This window comes from Fulvivirga maritima (assembly GCF_021389955.1).
Lineage (GTDB): Bacteria > Bacteroidota > Bacteroidia > Cytophagales > Cyclobacteriaceae > Fulvivirga > Fulvivirga maritima.
On the sequence record NZ_CP089980.1, the window covers coordinates 5,018,257 to 5,034,253 of the forward strand.

The window sequence follows — 15,997 nt, forward strand, 5'->3', positions numbered from 1 at the left end:
CAAGCCAACTTACTACCTAGCCATTTTTATCTTTTACAGGTTTGGCTCTGTAAAGAAACCAACGGTAATCTCCTGATGCATTACGAATTTTGAAGGTGTCTTCCCATTCTTGCTCTAGGTCAATATGTGTCTTGTATTTTTCTACTACACGCTCAAGATCATCAGGGTGATGAACACTTTTCCATTTCCAACCTTCTACATCTTCTAAATGAGTGCCTGTAAAGTCATACCAGCGCTGATTAAACCAATGAATTTCGCCAGTAGTATCTGCGATCCAGGCTAGTTGTGGAATAGAATTATAATCTTAAACTGTTCTTCGCTGGCGTAAATCTTATCTTTATCCTCACGAGACCTAAGTGCCGTGGAGATCATGTTAGCTACTGATAATAAGAAGTTGGCGTCATCTTGAGTATATTCTCTTTGTTTCTTAGTATGTACTGCTATAACTCCAAACGGGGGAGTAGTATGGTTAATAAGACAACTCATACCACTTACAACACCATTGTTTATAAGTAAGTCAGGTCCATGAAAACGCTTTTCCTCAGATAAGTTTTTTACTATAACAGGCTCTTTAGATAGTAAAGTATAGCCTGCTTGAGAATTATAGTCGTCAGGCACAGTTTCTTTGCCTATTATTTCTTCCTGCCAGCCGGTGCCAGCTATTAGAAGCAAGTTGTTTTTTTCTGGTTGGTACTTCAGTATTTTAGAAAAATCTGCGTCAAGCACATGTGCTACCTGACGAATGGCCTGATGCATTAATTCATAAGGATCTTTCCCTTGTAGTGCCTGCATGCCTAATTTGGCCACCACCTGTTGCTGCTTTTCTCTGGTTTCGGCTCTTTTAGAGAGGTGTTTTATCTCGGTGACATTTTGGAATGTAATTACCACCCCTTCAATTTTTAAATCTTCGGTTCTATAAGGGGTTATTCTTCTTGTAAACCAGTGGCCATCAGAGGTCTCTTTTTCTTTACTTATAGGTTGAAAATTTTTCAATACTTGCCTACACTCATCTACCAGATTATCATCTACCAGGTTTTTGCCTAAGGAGTATATATTTCTGCCAATGTCGTTTGGCACCATTTGTAATAATTGTTCAGCTGCTGGTGTGTAGCGCTGGATCTCCAGATTTGTGTTTAGAAAAAGTGTAGGTATATCAGTACTGGTGAAAAAGTTTTGTACGTCATTGTTAGCTACTTGTAGGAGCTCAATTTTTTCCTTCAACTGGCCGTTTACTGTACTAAGTTCTTCGTTTAACGATCTTAGCTCTTCAGAGCTGGCTTCTAGTTCTTCATTGGCAGATTGGAGTTCTTCATTAGTGGATAAAGCCTCTTCGTGTGATGCCTTGAGCTCTTCAGTGCTGCTTTCCAGTTCTTCAATGGTGTTCTGCAGCTCTTCCTTGGTTTCTGCCAGTTCTATCTCCAGATTATAGTTTATTGATTGATCATCATCATAACGAACAACTGTATCCTTATCAATAGGAGTCTTTTCTTTTTTGTATAAAGGTGATAACTACTGCCTCACCTTCGGTAAACTTTTGATTTTGTAAAACGGAAAGGTTCACCTCTATATCCACCTTTTCTTGGTCATCGGCTTTGGCCATTAGCGCACAATGGAAGGACTGTTTTTTATGGCTTTTTTTTGCCTTATATAGGCACCCTCTGAGGCGAGACCTTAAATCTGGCAGAACCATTTGCATTATATTATTTTTAGGTTCTCCTAACGGAAAATTAAGGAAGGGTTTTAGTTCTCCGTGATAGTAAATAATGTCTGCGTTATCATCAATTATTACCGTAGGGGGGAGTTGTGTTTCGAGTAATGCCACTCGCATTTGATCCGCCCGGGAGTGTAGGTGATCTTTACTATTTCTAAATGTTGGAGAAGTTAAATTTGGCGTTTGATTCTTTTCTATATGAAGATGTTGTAATAGTAGAGTGTCTTTATCTCGACCAGGAATTTTTTCATAGATTCTCCATTTTTAAGAGATCGATCTAAAAAAGTCAGTTTTGTTACTAATGGTTTCTGAGCTACCAAGAAACAGGTAGGAGTCTCGCTCTAGCGCAAAGTAAAAAGCATTGAGAATTTTCTCCTGAATTTCTTTTCGCATATAAATCAATAAATTACGACAGCTGATGAGGTGCATGTGCGAAAAGGGCGGGTTGGTAGCTACATTTTGCTTGGCAAAAGATATGAGGTCTCTTACTATTCCTTTTATTTGATAAAAATCATGTTCTTTTTTTACGAAGTATTTCTGTATGTATTGAGGGGGAACTTCTTTAATAATACTAGCTGGGTAAATGCCCTTTCGCGCTATTTTTATGGCGTTGTCATCTATATCTGTTGCGAAAATCTGCAATTCATTGTTAATGTTTTCTTTAGCCATTTGTTCTAAAAAGCAAATGGCTAAAGAATAGGCCTCTTCTCCACTAGCACAGCCCGCTATCCAAATGCGGATAGGCTGATCCTTTTCAATGTTTTTTATGATCTCTGGAATTACTTCCTCATTGAGAGTTTGGTAGGCTTCTTTATCTCTGAAAAAATCTGTTACATTAATCAGTAAGTCCTCTGATAACTGCTTTCTTTCTTCTGCGTTTTTTTCGAGTTCCTTTATATATTGTTCGTAGTCTTCTATGCCGGTTAAACTCATTCGGCGAGTTAGCCTACGGTATATTGTATTAGGTTTATATTGTGATAGATAAAATTTCTCGTGTTCTGATAATATTTTAGCTACTTTATCAAGCACGTCATTAGAAAAAGAACGTTGTATTTGATTCTCTTTTTTTAGAGTTAGTGGGTGTGTAAGATAATTTTTAATGATTTTGGGTATTTCATCTAACTCCGCTACCTTGTCTATTGCCCCGGCGTCTATGGCAGAATTAGGCATGCTGGGGTGGTCTGCTGATTGAGGCATTTGCGCCAGAGTAAGCCCACCAACGGCTTTAATTTCTCTTAGCCCAGCAGTACCATCGCTGCCTGAGCCAGATAGCACTATACCTACACATCGTTCTTCACAGTGGTAGGCTATAGATTTGAAAAAGTGATCAATAGCCATTCTAGAGCCACTCATCTCTTTTTTATCGACTAAGTTGATTTTATTGTTCTTAATTTCTAAATATTTTCCTGGAGGTATTACGTATACGTGACCTTTTTGAATAGTTGTGTTTGTGGTAGCATCGGCTACTGTGAGTGGTGTCTTTTTTGATATTAACTCACTTAGAAGACTTTTATGATTGGGGTCAAGATGTTGGATGATAAAGTAAGCTATAGGCAAATCAGAAGGAATAGTTTCAAACAATTGTTGTAATGCCTTAAGTCCTCCGGCAGAAGCTCCAATACCTACTATTAAAAGATTTTGATCATTATTCATGTCTATAGCGGTAGGGTGGGACATGGGTTAGGTGTAAAGTTGATTATTCAGACTTCCTTAATAATACAAGTAAATGAATAATCAGGTCTTAAGAAAGGATTTTAGGTAATAGTACCTAATAAAATAAACTTATTAAGTACTATTACCTATAGTTAGTTACGGCGTCATTACTACTTTAATGCATCCATCTTTTTTATCTCTAAAAGTTTCATAGGCATTGGGTGCATCTTCCAGCTTAAGTCTATGCGTAATAATGGAAGATGGGTCTATCTCTTCATTTTTGATTTTATTCAATAACGGTTCCAAATATGCCTGTACATGAGTTTGTCCCATTCTGAAAGTAAGAGATTTGTTCATGGCTGCTCCAAAAGGAATTTCTACGGTATCTACATATACCCCGGGTACTGATACATTACCACCTTTTTTGCAGCATTTAATTATTTGCTCCAGAGCATAAGGGTGGTCGCTGTCTAGCTTGACTATATCTTTTACTTCGTCTTTTATGATTTCCATTTTACCGGTACCATGAGCTTCTGCGCCTACCGCATCTATACAGCAATCAGGACCTTTTCCTCCTGTCATATCCATGAGTAAACTATACACTTCTTGTGAGTTGGTAGTACTTATAGTTTCTGCTTTACCAAATGTTTCTGCCAATTTAAGGCGCTCCGGAACAGAGTCAATAGCTATTACTCTGGAGGCGCCCAGCATCCAAGCACTTTTAATGGTGAACTGACCTACAGGGCCACAGCCCCAAACAGCCACTACATCGCCTTTTTTGATATCTGCATTTACCGCTGCCATGTAACCCGTAGGGAAAATGTCAGAAAGGAAGAGCACTTTTTCATCTCCTAATTCATCTGGTACTTTTACAGGGCCTACACTACTATAAGGTACTCTTACATATTCTGCCTGTCCGCCTGAGTAGCCTCCTGTCATATGAGAATAGCCGAAAATACCAGCTATGGCATGCCCCATGTTTTTCTGGCCTAATTCAGGCTCAGGGTTGCTGTTATCACATAGAGAGTACTCTTCGCTTTCACAGTAAGAGCAATGCCCGCAAGAGATGGTGAATGGTACTACCACTCGATCGCCCTTTTTAAATTTGGTTACATTTTTACCTAAATCTACTACTTCGCCCATGAATTCATGACCAAGGATGTCTCCCTCTTGCATGGTGGGCACTAATCCGCCTAGTAAGTGAAGGTCAGAACCACATATAGCGGTAGAAGTTACTTTTAATATTACGTCATCAGGATCTTGAATAATTGGATCTGGAACCGTGTCTATTCGCACATCATTTTTTCCGTGCCAGCATAATGCTTTCATATTAGTATGGTTAGTTAGTTGAGATTTTATTTAATTTATTGATATGCTAATATAATGCCGAGGGCATAAAATAGATTAAACTAAGATTTACAATAGATTAATGGGTAATAAATACGCGGTTGCGGGTTAAAAACTCTCGATTATAATATTAGTCTACTTATGGTTTTAAAACGATCTGTTTCTTATTTGAATGTAGAGGGGTGAAATATCTTGATGAGCTACTCTCTGTCATTTTTGGCATATAATTTCCTCTATTCAAGACTAATCATATTTTAAACCTAAAAATTTTGCTATGAGTAATGACTTAAAAGACCCCAAAACCTTATATAAAACACCACCTCATGATGAAGATTTGCAGTCGGAGCCTGGTGTAACTACGGAAATGAACATTAAGCCTGATCATGGAGAAAAATCCTATGTAGGGTCAGGGAAGCTTACTGATAAACGGATTATTATTACAGGAGGAGATTCAGGAATCGGTCGTGCTGTGGCCATAGCTTATGCACGCGAAGGGGCTGATATAGTGCTTTCTTACCTGGAAGAAGATGATGATGCTAAAGAAACTGCCAAATATATTAAGGAAGCCGGCAGAAAAGCGGTTTTGATAAAAGGAGACATCAGCGAGGAGCAGCACTGTAAGCATATTATTGAAACGGCAGTAGACCAGCTCGGTGGCCGCATAGATGTATTAGTGAATAATGCGGCTTTTCAAATGGCTCGAGAATCATTACAAGATATTCCATCTGAGGAGTGGGAATATACCTTTAAAACCAATATCCATAGTATGTTTTATCTCTGTAAAATGGCAGAGCCTTATATGCAGCCAGGCAGTAGCATTATAAACACTACCTCAGTAAATGCTTATAATCCTACTCCGGTATTATTGGCCTATGCCGCCACAAAGGGAGCTATTCAAAATTTCACCGCTAATTTAGCTCAAATACTAGGAGACAAAGGTATCAGGGTGAATTGTGTGGCTCCAGGTCCTATTTGGACACCATTAATACCTGCTACCATGCCCAAAGAAAAGGTAGAAAACTTTGGAAAAAATACGCCTTTGGAAAGACTAGGCCAACCCGCAGAATTAGCTGCTGTGTATGTGTTATTGGCTTCGGCAGAAGGTAGTTATATTAATGGAGCCACCATACCGGTTACAGGAGGAAGAATTACCATTTGATAATGATGCATTAGCGTTATTATCTTTTCATCACTGTGTCAGCGAGTATTTCCTGACACAGTTCACTTTAAACTACAATACCATGCTAGAAGACCTGAATTGGCTTTATGCCGATAGTGATGACATACTCATAACCATATTTTCTACCATCATCATCTACGTTGTAATCATTCTAATAACCCGTTTAAACGGTTTGAGGACTTTTGCAAAAATGAGTAGCTTCGATTTTGCTATAACCATAGCTATAGGAAGTGTAATAGCATCTACTATGCTTTTGCATAAAGAGAGCGTAGTGCAGGGGGCGGTGGGACTGGCAATATTGGTTTTGCTTCAGTTTATAGTAGCTAAGACAAGAAAAAGCAGTAATGTTTTTGATAAACTAATTACGAATCAACCGATCTTGTTAATGGATAAAGGAGTCATTATTCACAAAAACCTTAAAGCTACCAGAGTTACAGAAGCCGATTTATATGCGAAATTAAGAGAGGCCAATGTGCTTAATAAGGATCAGGTATTGGCTGTAGTACTAGAAACTACTGGTGATATGTCTGTTCTTCATAGTAATGATACTGATAAAGAACTGGATGAGGAAATGCTAAAGGGCGTGCACCTGACACCCCCTTGAATTGATTAATATTTAGTCATTTACAATAAATGCATGAATGACTCCCGGAAGCCAAGCAATTAGTGTAAGCACAACGTTAATTAAAAAGGTTTTGCCAAGGCCATGTTTCATAAAAACAGCTAATGGCGGTAAAAGTATATTTAAAATTATTGTAATTAATGACATATTGGTTTCTTATTATTGAATGTTTATAATTGTTTCTTTTACTAACCTTAGAGGTTGGCTTTTGTTATTAATAAAGTAAAAGAGCCTGTTTTCCAATCCTTTTCACCGCGTGACGGTACAACAAGATAGCGTACTACCCAAATAAACTGATTATTGCGAACGAAGCGAAATGAAGTAATCTCTAACTTAAATCTGCCGTCCTGTGAAGACTGTCTTCCATAGCATCGAGATTACTTCGTCATAACTTCCTCGTAATTACCAGATAGAAAAAAGACGTCATTCCTGAGTCATGCAGCATGGCATAGTGATATCAGGAATCTCACTTTTCAGCCAGCAGTAATGATCTCAGCAAGGTTATGACTCTTCACTTCATTGCGGCCAAGATAACGTAGTGATACTTATACTGGTTATTGCTTCTGCAGTTCAGCAAAGTACAGCATTCCATTACCTATATATTGCCAATAAAAAAGCCTGAAATAGCATTCAAACTATCCCAGGCTTTTAGAGAAACCTTATGCTTTATTACTCTTGAGAGAGTGGAATAAGGCGAGCTTTTAGATTTGGAGTATCCATATCTTTATCAAAAGGATACATAGGTCTGTTAATTCTTTTGTATTCTAATCGCTCCAGATATTGGTCTACACCTCCTGGAGTAAGCGCCATGATCCAGTCGGCACGAATGTCATACAGTTCGGGTACCAGATAGCCAATTTTTACCACTACTATGTCTGTCTCTTTAGGGTTCAGGCCTACATCAGTAAAATCTTTGATATAATGATAAGGCTTACGCTTTTTAGTAACTATTACATGAGCACTTCCTGTTTTTACTACTACAACAGTTTCGGCGCTTCTGTCACCATGTTCAATTGCTTCTATAGTTCCCTTTAGTCTAACAGGGGGAGCAAAACGATCATCTACATCAGCACCCGCAGTGGCGTCAATTTCACCGCCAACGCCAATCTCTACAGCTTTAGCTATAAAATTTGGCCCAGGTATAGAGGCATAGATCAATGAAGGGCCATCTTCTTTTTTAAATTCAGGTCTTTTAAGTATTTCGGTAATGGTCCAGGTAACATCTCCGGCGCCACCAGCTGTGGGGTTGTCTCCTGAATCGCTAATTATGAAGGGCACCTTGTCACTGGCTACAGCCGAGTCTAGGGCTTCTTCTAAACTGGCTGTGGGAGCTACAAAGTCGAATTCCTCTCTAACGGACCATAAACTTTGAGCGAGCTCTTCAGCTGCTTTGGTTACAGCTTCTTTATCATCACCATAGGTCATTATGGTAGCATGGTTTCTGGGTTCATCGGCCCAGGCATAGCCAATCCAGATAGAGGCATCTATAACGCCTTCTGGTTGTGTGGCTAGCGGTATTTTATCATACAAGCTCTTGGCGGGCTCTACTCTGGTGCTGGTTTGCTCACCTGGCAACAAGATGGGTACTGGAATCCATGCTTTGTAAGCAGGCTTGCCCAAGCCTTTTTCTAGGCGAGTAAGTAGATTGTCAACCGCTCTTTCTTTGGTCTCATATCGGTCTTCATGAGGAGCCATGCGGAAACAAGTGATCAGATCACTATTTTTGGCTAAACGCTGAGTTACATTACCATGAAGATCCATAGAGGTGGATATAAGTGTTTCCATGCCTACTAAATCGCGCACTCGCGTAATAAAATCGCCTTCTGGATCATCTAATCCAACCACGCTCATAGCTCCGTGGATATCTAAATACAGACCATCATAAGGAAGGTTCTTTTCTAATTTTTCTAAAATCTGAGTAACTAAGGACTCGTATGTTTCTTTAGGAACGGCTCCACCTGGAATAGCAGAAGCATACATGGCCGGATACCAATCCGCTCTTTTCAGATGAGTGCTATCGTCAGTAAGGAATGGGTAATTTTTATACATTTCTTCTCCTTCACTTTTATGAAAGGCATCTTCATATGAAAGGGCAGGAGAGAAGGTGCTTGATTCTATGGCTATACCAGCAATAGCCACTTTAGGTTTGTTGCTGTCAGATTGATCTTGCTCGCTGCCATTCGCTGACTCCTTAGAAGAGGTGCAGGCAGCCAGTAAGTAAAAGATAGTAGTGAAATACAGTAAAATTCTCATAGGCAAAATTTTGTTATCTATATAGTTAAAGGAATAAGTTAGTTGTTAAATCTAATAAAAAGAATTTGAAAATATTAGCTATTTTGGGGCAATGTGTGCGATAACGCAGGGTTTAATTGTATTCCATCACCAATGCTTTTAGGATTATAATGGGTTAATATTATGGAATTTGACTTTTATGGTGGTTGGTGTTGAAATAAATGATTTGGCGAAATAATATATTTAGTAGATTAATATTCACTAGTGTCCGACTAAACTCTGGTCTAAGAAATTTTAGCGATTCTAAGCAAAAATAAAGTGGTTTTCTTCTAATCTGGAAAAGTGAGCCCTCTATGGACTAAATAAAGGGTATTGATTGGTTTTATATATTGTTTTTTGAAGTTCTAGGTCTGGATTGTTTAGAAAGCGGGTAAGGTGAACATAGGCCATCAAGTGAAACCTTACCAATGAGACCATATTAGAGAAGGCCCATCTTTTTTTGATCTGTTTTCGGACTACTTCCATCAATAATAGACAGATCAGGGCACTCCAAATTTGGATCTCAATAGCATTTTGGTTGTCCCCCAGAAAATATTTGAGAGGAAAGTTCTGCTTCAGCTTTTTAAATAAAAGCTCTATCTGCCATCGGTATTTATAAATGGCCGCTATTGTGGCTGCTTCCAACTCCATATTATTGGTCATAAACACTAATAATTTATTATTGAGGTCATCATAATAGGCTATTCTTCTATTTTGAAGCTCTTGCACTTGTCCATCAGTCTTGAAACTGATAACAACTTTTTCATCCTTAAGTACACAAAAGTCTTTATCTTCAGGCAGTTCTAGCTCATCTATTGATTGATATCTGGCATTTTCCTTCATTCTAGTAATGTAAAATATCCCTTGATGACTCCATTGTGCGTATTGTCTATAATCGATATACCCTTTATCCATCACCACATAGGATCCTTCTGGGAGTTGTAATTGCTTTAAAAATGTATGATCATGCTGACTTCCCTTGGTCAACCGTACTAAACATGGCATTAATTCTGCCGCATGAATCATTACATGAGCTTTAATGCCTCCCTTGCTTTTGCCATCTTTTCTAGGGCGTCCTGCTACCTTGAGAATATCTTTAAACAGACTAATAATCGTTGAATCAACAATATAAAGTTTATTGAGAACTTCCATTCTCAAGCGGCTGTCCGGCAAAAGGTGCCGATACTTTTTTAAACAATTTCATGTAAATGTCTGCAAAGACTATACTACTGCGTTTTTTGTTGCTATCTGATAAAGTGGAACGTCTGGGTATAAATTGAATACCTAAATGGATCAGCTTGTTTTGGCAGGCCAAAAGCCCCGTAGTAAGCTCTCTGAGAGCACTTGCCCCACTGAAACAGCAGTATAACATGCTTACTAGGTGATGCCAAGTATTCAATTTCTTGTAATATCTGTCAGATTGGTATTTTGATATTATTTGATTTAACACCGATTTATCTATCAGCGATAATAGTTGAGAAAAGATTGGCTGTCCGTAGAAATATGTATTTTTACTCATGTGTGATTTTTTGTTGTGGTAAACCGAAAATACACATTATGGGGCACTCTTGAAATTATTCAGAGGCCCCTATCTTTTTTCTCGGACACTAGTGATTAATATTTAAAGACACTAGTGTCCGACTAAACTCTGGTCTAAGAAATTTTAGCGATTCTAAGCAAAAATAAAGTGGTTTTCTTCTAATCTGGAAAAGTGAGCCCTCTATGGACTAAATAAAGGGTATTGATTGGTTTTATATATTGTTTTTTGAAGTTCTAGGTCTGGATTGTTTAGAAAGCGGGTAAGGTGAACATAGGCCATCAAGTGAAACCTTACCAATGAGACCATATTAGAAAAGGCCCATCTTTTTTTGATCTGTTTTCGGACTACTTCCATCAATAATAGACAGATCAGGGCACTCCAAATTTGGATCTCAATAGCATTTTGGTTGTCCCCCAGAAAATATTTGAGAGGAAAGTTCTGCTTCAGCTTTTTAAATAAAAGCTCTATCTGCCATCGGTATTTATAAATGGCCGCTATTGTGGCTGCTTCCAACTCCATATTATTGGTCATAAACACTAATAATTTATTATTGAGGTCATCATAATAGGCTATTCTTCTATTTTGAAGCTCTTGCACTTGTCCATCAGTCTTGAAACTGATAACAACTTTTTCATCCTTAAGTACACAAAAGTCTTTATCTTCAGGCAGTTCTAGCTCATCTATTGATTGATATCTGGCATTTTCTTTCATTCTGGTAATGTAAAATATCCCTTGATGACTCCACTGTGCGTATTGTCTATAATCGATATACCCTTTATCCATCACCACATAGGATCCTTCTGGGAGTTGTAATTGCTTTAAAAATGTATGATCATGCTGACTTCCCTTGGTCAACCGTACTAAACATGGCATTAATTCTGCCGCATGAATCATTACATGAGCTTTAATGCCTCCCTTGCTTTTGCCATCTTTTCTAGGGCGTCCTGCTACCTTGAGAATATCTTTAAACAGACTAATAATCGTTGAATCAACAATATAAAGTTTATTGAGAACTTCCATTCTCAAGCGGCTGTCCGGCAAAAGGTGCCGATACTTTTTTAAACAATTTCATGTAAATGTCTGCAAAGACTATACTACTGCGTTTTTTGTTGCTATCTGATAAAGTGGAACGTCTGGGTATAAATTGAATACCTAAATGGATCAGTTTGTTTTGGCAGGCCAAAAGCCCCGTAGTAAGCTCTCTGAGAGCACTTGCCCCACTGAAACAGCAGTATAACATGCTTACTAGGTGATGCCAAGTATTCAATTTCTTGTAATATCTGTCAGATTGGTGTTTTGATATTATTTGATTTAACACCGATTTATCTATCAGCGATAATAGTTGAGAAAAGATTGGCTGTCCGTAGAAATATGTATTTTTACTCATGTGTGATTTTTTGTTGTGGTAAACCGAAAATACACATTATGGGGCACTCTTGAAATTATTCAGAGGCCCCTATCTTTTTTCTCGGACACTAGTGATTTAAAGAATATTAATCTAATTAAGCTTTTTTAGGCGTTTAATTATTTTGATTAGCTCAGGAAGTTAAGATCGGAAGGTAGTCTATTAATAATTCAATCATTACCACTTAATATTATTCTACCAAACCGGTAGTTTGGCAAACAGCAGTGTTATCTTTAAGCTTGTTTTTAAACCTGATTGTATATGGAGTTTGAAGGTTATTATGAGTCTAACTACCAGCGTTTCGGTGGGCTTACCATTCACAAAGAAAATTTGGACAAAGCTAATGAGGAGTCATTAAGAAATTATATTAAGGTATTACTGCTGCCAGCTGGTTATGAGTTAATGGTGGATTTTAATCATTATACTACCACTTCTCCTAGTTTATTCTTTATTAATAGCAATCAGTATCTACAGATGTTAAAAGTCTCTGATGCGCCGGGCTTTATGATTTATTATAACCGCGATTTTTATTGCATTCAGATTCATGATAGTGAGGTCGCTTGTGATGGACTGCTTTTTAATAACCTTTATCAAATGCCTATGACCGTTATTCCGAAAAATGAAATTTCGGTCATTTATTCATTGTTTGGTTTCATTCAGGAGGAGTTTACATTACAAGAAGTGTCGCAGGAAGAGATGATCCGAACCTATTTGAAACAATTGATCATTAGGGCCACGCGCCTTTGGAAAAAACAGCATTTGGATGACACCAGTGAAGAATCAGCAGATGAGGTGGAGTTCTTTAGGGAGTTCAGCCGTTTGGTGGAGATTCATTATAGAGAAAAGCACAGTGTGGCTGATTATGCTGAAATACTAGCAGTTGCTTCTAAAACATTGTCTAATAAGTTTAAAAGATTAGGTTGGCCGCAGCCTAATGATATTATCAAGGAGCGAATTATACTGGAGGCCAAGCGCCTGCTAAACTATACCAATAATAGCGTTAAAGAGATCGCCTATGAATTAGGGTATGATGATCCTGCCTATTTTAATCGGTTATTCACCAATAAAGTGGGAGATAGCCCTGCTGCTTTCAGGAAAAAGTACAGCCAAGGGAAAAATGTACAATTGAGATAGACTTTTCTGCATTTATTTCATCTAGGATCGGGACTACCTTTGGAATATCATTAATCATTAAACAAAGGAATTATGAAACGCAATGCAAAAGCCATATGGCAAGGAAGTATTAAAGAAGGGAACGGACATTTAACTACAGACAGTACCGTATTAGATCAAACACCTTATTCATTTAACAGCCGTTTTGCAGAGGGGAAAGGAACCAATCCTGAAGAACTATTAGCAGCGGCTCACGCAGGATGTTTTACCATGAAGCTGAGCCTGGATTTAACTACTGCGGGCTATCAGGTAGACCAGTTGGAGACCAGTTCTACCATTACGCTTAACGATGGGAAAATCACTCAGTCAGTGTTGAAACTGCAGGCTAAAGTCCCTGGCCTTACAGAAGAAGAGTTTCAGAAAATAGCCAAAAATGCTGAGGAAACCTGTCCGGTAAGTCAGGCTTTCAGTTTTGAGATTGTGCTTGAGGCAGAGTTAATTTAACTGACCTTTAAGCTATAAAATAACAGATCTGCCCGGGGATTGACATATTGAAAAGAGGTTGTATCAGTTGTAGTTACAGCGTTAGTAAAGATCATATGGATTTTAGAAACAGCTTAACTTCTGGCACAACCTCTCATTATTAATTTATATAAGTAACGAACTCATCTTTAGCAGTTCTTACCTTTTTAAGGTTTACTAACCAGTCACCTTCCTGCGCTCTGTAGCCTAAAGGAAGAATAACGGCACTCTTAAGACCTTTTTTGTCAAGTTCCAATAACTCATCCATTTGTTTAGCATCAAAGCCTTCCATAGGCGTTGCATCTACCTTTTGCTCGGCAGCCGCGGCTATGGCTAACCCAAAGGCGATATAGGCTTGTTTCGCAGAATGATGCTGATGCCATTCCGTTCCTAAAGGTTCATAGCTGCCCCATAGCATGTTATGGTAGTCATCCATTGTATTTTCAGGTAAGCCTCTTTCAGCTAATGTTTGTTTGAATACTTCACCCATTCTATCAGATGTGTAACCATCCCAAGCAGCAAATACCAGCAGGTGAGAGCAGTCGGTTATTTGACTTTGATTAAAAGAAAAGGCCTTAATTTTCTCTAAAAGCTCTTTATTGGTGATTACAAAAATTCTATAAGGCTGTAAACCCGATGAAGAAGGTGCTAAACGTGCTGCTTCTAATATATAGTCCACTTTTTCTTGAGGAACTACCTCTCCACTCATTTTTTTCGCAGCGTAGCGCCACTTAAGGTCTTCATTTAATGACATATGTGATATTTTAAATTTCAGGGGTACAAATCTAAGTCTATTTAATGGCTTTTAACAAGCCGCTGATCAAAAGTAGATTGAAATGAGGGGGTACTGGAGGCTTTCGCTGATAATTAGTGATATATGGTCAATAAAGATGCATATTGAATATAGAAAAATACATAATTTAAGATATTTTATTTATATTAATTAAGTGTTCATTTTTTGGCATTTGCTTAAGTAAAAACGTGTATGAAAGGGTTGTTAAATAATGAGATTCTTACCAATGTAATAGACGATTTGCCCATAGGTATAGGGATTTTTCAAGTGGTAAATCCTGAAGATCTGAAGAGTGTCCGCTATATTTTTATGAACAAAATTGTTCTTCATGAGATGAGGAAGGTAAAAGAAGAGGTGTTTGGCAAATATATAATAGAAGTGGCACCTGAGGCCTACGAACATGAAAATGGACTTGCGGTGATTAAGACCTATAGAGATGTGTCAGTACATGGTGAGAGTGTTAATTTGGGAATGGTAGAATATTCTAATCACGAGGTAGCAGGCACCTATGAATGTTCTGTACACCATATACGAGATAATTACATTTATGTAATGCTAAGAAATGTCACAGAGCTGGAGCAGTCTAGAAAAGAGCTAGCTGAGATTAATAAAAATTTAGAAAATATAGTTGACCAACGTACTGCCGCCTTAGAGCAATCTAGAGAAGAGCTAGCTGAGATCAATATAAATCTTGAAAGCAGGGTGAAGGAGAGAACAGCAGAGCTTGAGATTAAAAATAAAGAGTTAGAGCAATTTGCATATATATCTTCTCATGATTTGCAGGAGCCATTAAGGACTATTTCTAATTACATTCAAATCATAAGGGAAGATTATGAAAATGATTTAGATGAAGATGTAATTAATTATCTGGAAACTATCAGTAAGTCTACAGATCGTATGAGAACCTTGATTTTTGCACTTTTAGATTTTTCTAAAATAGGTAGAAATAGTGCCTTGAAAGAGGTGGACACCAATCAGGTATTGGCTGATGTGCTTGAAGATCTATACCAGCTAATACATCAGAAAAAAGCCAAAGTATTAGTAGATCATTTGCCCATAATGCATGCTTTTGAAACGGAGCTCCGGCAAATTTTTCAAAACCTAATAACTAATGCCATTAAATTTCAAAAGGAAGATCAGGCGGCTGAAGTTAAAATCCATTGTGAAGTGTCAGAAAATCAATATCAATTTTCTGTAGCTGATAACGGAATAGGCATCGCTTCAAAAGATAGAACACGCATATTTCAAATATTTCAAAGGCTACATTCAGAAAAAGTGTATCAAGGATCAGGTATTGGGCTGGCTCACTGTAAAAAGATAGTGGAGATGCATAAAGGAAATATATGGGTAGACTCTGAAGCTGGCCAGGGGAGTGTCTTTCATTTTACCATTTCTAAACAACTTATAGAATAATGAAGCAGTTAAATTGTGTGATGCTAGTTGATGATAACCCTGACGATAATTTCTTTCATAAACGAATACTCAAAAAATCAGGAAAAGTAAAATCTATAGTAGCCTTAGAAAGTGGAACCGAAGCATTGGATTATCTTAGAGATAGCCTAGATTCAGGAAACCCAAGTCCAGATTTGCTTTTTTTAGACATTAATATGCCCGGTATGAATGGCTGGGAGTTTTTGGAAGAATATAAAAAATTGGACCCTGAAAATCAGGCTAAGGTCGTGATGATTATGTTAACTACCTCTCGCAGATTGGAGGATAAAGAAACTGCAATGAATATTCACTCCGATATCGGATTTTTAAGTAAACCATTGACAAGAGAAATGTTTGATGATTTATTATCTAAGCATTTTAATGATCAGTAAGCTTTATTGATATTAAG

18 protein-coding genes are annotated in these 15,997 nt (G+C 37.8%); 6 read left to right on the top strand and 12 right to left on the bottom strand.

The genetic code is table 11. From position 1 onward, the window contains the following. Positions 1-16: 16 nt before the first annotated feature. The 5 genes from LVD15_RS27325 to LVD15_RS21165 form a co-directional block, all read right to left on the bottom strand. On the bottom strand, positions 17-292 hold the full coding sequence (locus LVD15_RS27325) for a PAS domain-containing protein (protein ID WP_370687432.1): 276 nt from the start codon (positions 290-292) through the stop codon (positions 17-19). Then, the gene (locus LVD15_RS21150) at positions 280-1,221 is read right to left on the bottom strand and encodes a PAS domain-containing protein (protein ID WP_233777191.1); all 942 of its coding nucleotides are present in this window, start codon (positions 1,219-1,221) and stop codon (positions 280-282) included. The genes LVD15_RS27325 and LVD15_RS21150 overlap by 13 nt, the downstream gene beginning before the upstream one ends. A 250-nt stretch (positions 1,222-1,471) precedes the next feature. Next, positions 1,472-1,822, bottom strand: coding sequence for a hypothetical protein (locus LVD15_RS21155; RefSeq protein WP_233777192.1), 351 nt, complete (start codon positions 1,820-1,822; stop codon positions 1,472-1,474). A 153-nt stretch (positions 1,823-1,975) separates the two neighbouring features. Continuing rightward, complete coding sequence (locus LVD15_RS21160) at positions 1,976-3,388, bottom strand: CheR family methyltransferase (protein WP_233777193.1); 1,413 nt, start codon at positions 3,386-3,388, stop codon at positions 1,976-1,978. Positions 3,389-3,520: 132 nt separating this feature from the next. After that, positions 3,521-4,693: a zinc-dependent alcohol dehydrogenase gene (locus LVD15_RS21165; protein ID WP_233777194.1), complete on the bottom strand. Its 1,173-nt coding sequence runs from the start codon at positions 4,691-4,693 to the stop codon at positions 3,521-3,523. Between the two features lie 292 nt (positions 4,694-4,985). Between LVD15_RS21165 and LVD15_RS21170 the strand changes: the two genes are divergently transcribed. Together LVD15_RS21170 and LVD15_RS21175 are read left to right on the top strand one after the other, a co-directional pair. After that, positions 4,986-5,870 (top strand): SDR family oxidoreductase, encoded by an 885-nt coding sequence (locus LVD15_RS21170; protein WP_233777195.1) that lies wholly within the window; start codon positions 4,986-4,988, stop codon positions 5,868-5,870. Positions 5,871-5,952: 82 nt separating this feature from the next. Continuing rightward, positions 5,953-6,495, top strand: coding sequence for a DUF421 domain-containing protein (locus LVD15_RS21175; RefSeq protein WP_233777196.1), 543 nt, complete (start codon positions 5,953-5,955; stop codon positions 6,493-6,495). A gap of 12 nt (positions 6,496-6,507) precedes the next feature. Here the strand turns inward: LVD15_RS21175 and LVD15_RS21180 are convergent, their stop codons facing one another. The 6 genes from LVD15_RS21180 to LVD15_RS21205 all read right to left on the bottom strand — a co-directional run bounded on the left by LVD15_RS21180 (position 6,508) and on the right by LVD15_RS21205 (position 11,711). Then, positions 6,508-6,660 (bottom strand): YqaE/Pmp3 family membrane protein, encoded by a 153-nt coding sequence (locus tag LVD15_RS21180; RefSeq protein ID WP_233777197.1) that lies wholly within the window; start codon positions 6,658-6,660, stop codon positions 6,508-6,510. Positions 6,661-7,182: 522 nt separating this feature from the next. Next, positions 7,183-8,766: a M81 family metallopeptidase gene (locus LVD15_RS21185; protein ID WP_233777198.1), complete on the bottom strand. Its 1,584-nt coding sequence runs from the start codon at positions 8,764-8,766 to the stop codon at positions 7,183-7,185. A gap of 330 nt (positions 8,767-9,096) precedes the next feature. Beyond that, positions 9,097-9,936 (bottom strand): IS4 family transposase, encoded by an 840-nt coding sequence (locus tag LVD15_RS21190; protein WP_233777199.1) that lies wholly within the window; start codon positions 9,934-9,936, stop codon positions 9,097-9,099. Then, a complete protein-coding gene (locus LVD15_RS21195; protein ID WP_233777200.1) occupies positions 9,920-10,303 on the bottom strand; it encodes a DUF4372 domain-containing protein in 384 nt (127 codons plus the stop codon). The genes LVD15_RS21190 and LVD15_RS21195 overlap by 17 nt, the downstream gene beginning before the upstream one ends. A gap of 201 nt (positions 10,304-10,504) precedes the next feature. After that, positions 10,505-11,344 carry an IS4 family transposase gene (locus LVD15_RS21200; RefSeq protein ID WP_233777199.1) on the bottom strand — a complete coding sequence of 280 codons (840 nt, stop codon included), beginning with the start codon at positions 11,342-11,344 and terminating at the stop codon, positions 10,505-10,507. After that, positions 11,328-11,711: a DUF4372 domain-containing protein gene (locus LVD15_RS21205; RefSeq protein WP_233777201.1), complete on the bottom strand. Its 384-nt coding sequence runs from the start codon at positions 11,709-11,711 to the stop codon at positions 11,328-11,330. Before LVD15_RS21205 ends, LVD15_RS21200 begins: the two co-directional genes overlap by 17 nt. Before the next feature lie 279 nt (positions 11,712-11,990). Between LVD15_RS21205 and LVD15_RS21210 the strand changes: the two genes are divergently transcribed. Both LVD15_RS21210 and LVD15_RS21215 read left to right on the top strand, forming a co-directional pair. Further along, positions 11,991-12,863: a helix-turn-helix domain-containing protein gene (locus tag LVD15_RS21210; RefSeq protein ID WP_233777202.1), complete on the top strand. Its 873-nt coding sequence runs from the start codon at positions 11,991-11,993 to the stop codon at positions 12,861-12,863. A 72-nt stretch (positions 12,864-12,935) separates the two neighbouring features. Further along, positions 12,936-13,346, top strand: coding sequence for an OsmC family protein (locus LVD15_RS21215; RefSeq protein ID WP_233777203.1), 411 nt, complete (start codon positions 12,936-12,938; stop codon positions 13,344-13,346). Positions 13,347-13,485: 139 nt separating this feature from the next. On the opposite strand, the gene LVD15_RS21220 is transcribed toward LVD15_RS21215, so the two are convergent. Further along, on the bottom strand, positions 13,486-14,118 hold the full coding sequence (locus LVD15_RS21220; RefSeq protein WP_233777204.1) for an NAD(P)H-dependent oxidoreductase: 633 nt from the start codon (positions 14,116-14,118) through the stop codon (positions 13,486-13,488). A gap of 231 nt (positions 14,119-14,349) precedes the next feature. Between LVD15_RS21220 and LVD15_RS21225 the strand changes: the two genes are divergently transcribed. Beyond that, positions 14,350-15,570: a sensor histidine kinase gene (locus LVD15_RS21225; RefSeq protein ID WP_233777205.1), complete on the top strand. Its 1,221-nt coding sequence runs from the start codon at positions 14,350-14,352 to the stop codon at positions 15,568-15,570. Further along, positions 15,570-15,980: a response regulator gene (locus tag LVD15_RS21230; protein ID WP_233777206.1), complete on the top strand. Its 411-nt coding sequence runs from the start codon at positions 15,570-15,572 to the stop codon at positions 15,978-15,980. Before LVD15_RS21225 ends, LVD15_RS21230 begins: the two co-directional genes overlap by 1 nt. The last annotated feature ends 17 nt before the right edge of the window (positions 15,981-15,997 follow it).

Bases quoted from the DNA above. Each gene is read 5' to 3' on its own strand.
- LVD15_RS21160 (WP_233777193.1), bottom strand. From the start codon at position 3,388: ATGTCCCACCCTACCGCTATAGACATGAATAATGATCAAAATCTTTTA.
- LVD15_RS21165 (WP_233777194.1), bottom strand. From the start codon at position 4,693: ATGAAAGCATTATGCTGGCACGGAAAAAATGATGTGCGAATAGACACG.
- LVD15_RS21170 (WP_233777195.1), top strand. From the start codon at position 4,986: ATGAGTAATGACTTAAAAGACCCCAAAACCTTATATAAAACACCACCT.
- LVD15_RS21175 (WP_233777196.1), top strand. From the start codon at position 5,953: ATGCTAGAAGACCTGAATTGGCTTTATGCCGATAGTGATGACATACTC.
- LVD15_RS21180 (WP_233777197.1), bottom strand. From the start codon at position 6,660: ATGTCATTAATTACAATAATTTTAAATATACTTTTACCGCCATTAGCT.
- LVD15_RS21185 (WP_233777198.1), bottom strand. From the start codon at position 8,766: ATGAGAATTTTACTGTATTTCACTACTATCTTTTACTTACTGGCTGCC.
- LVD15_RS21190 (WP_233777199.1), bottom strand. From the start codon at position 9,936: ATGGAAGTTCTCAATAAACTTTATATTGTTGATTCAACGATTATTAGT.
- LVD15_RS21195 (WP_233777200.1), bottom strand. From the start codon at position 10,303: ATGAGTAAAAATACATATTTCTACGGACAGCCAATCTTTTCTCAACTA.
- LVD15_RS21200 (WP_233777199.1), bottom strand. From the start codon at position 11,344: ATGGAAGTTCTCAATAAACTTTATATTGTTGATTCAACGATTATTAGT.
- LVD15_RS21205 (WP_233777201.1), bottom strand. From the start codon at position 11,711: ATGAGTAAAAATACATATTTCTACGGACAGCCAATCTTTTCTCAACTA.
- LVD15_RS21210 (WP_233777202.1), top strand. From the start codon at position 11,991: ATGGAGTTTGAAGGTTATTATGAGTCTAACTACCAGCGTTTCGGTGGG.
- LVD15_RS21215 (WP_233777203.1), top strand. From the start codon at position 12,936: ATGAAACGCAATGCAAAAGCCATATGGCAAGGAAGTATTAAAGAAGGG.
- LVD15_RS21220 (WP_233777204.1), bottom strand. From the start codon at position 14,118: ATGTCATTAAATGAAGACCTTAAGTGGCGCTACGCTGCGAAAAAAATG.
- LVD15_RS21225 (WP_233777205.1), top strand. From the start codon at position 14,350: ATGAAAGGGTTGTTAAATAATGAGATTCTTACCAATGTAATAGACGAT.
- LVD15_RS21230 (WP_233777206.1), top strand. From the start codon at position 15,570: ATGAAGCAGTTAAATTGTGTGATGCTAGTTGATGATAACCCTGACGAT.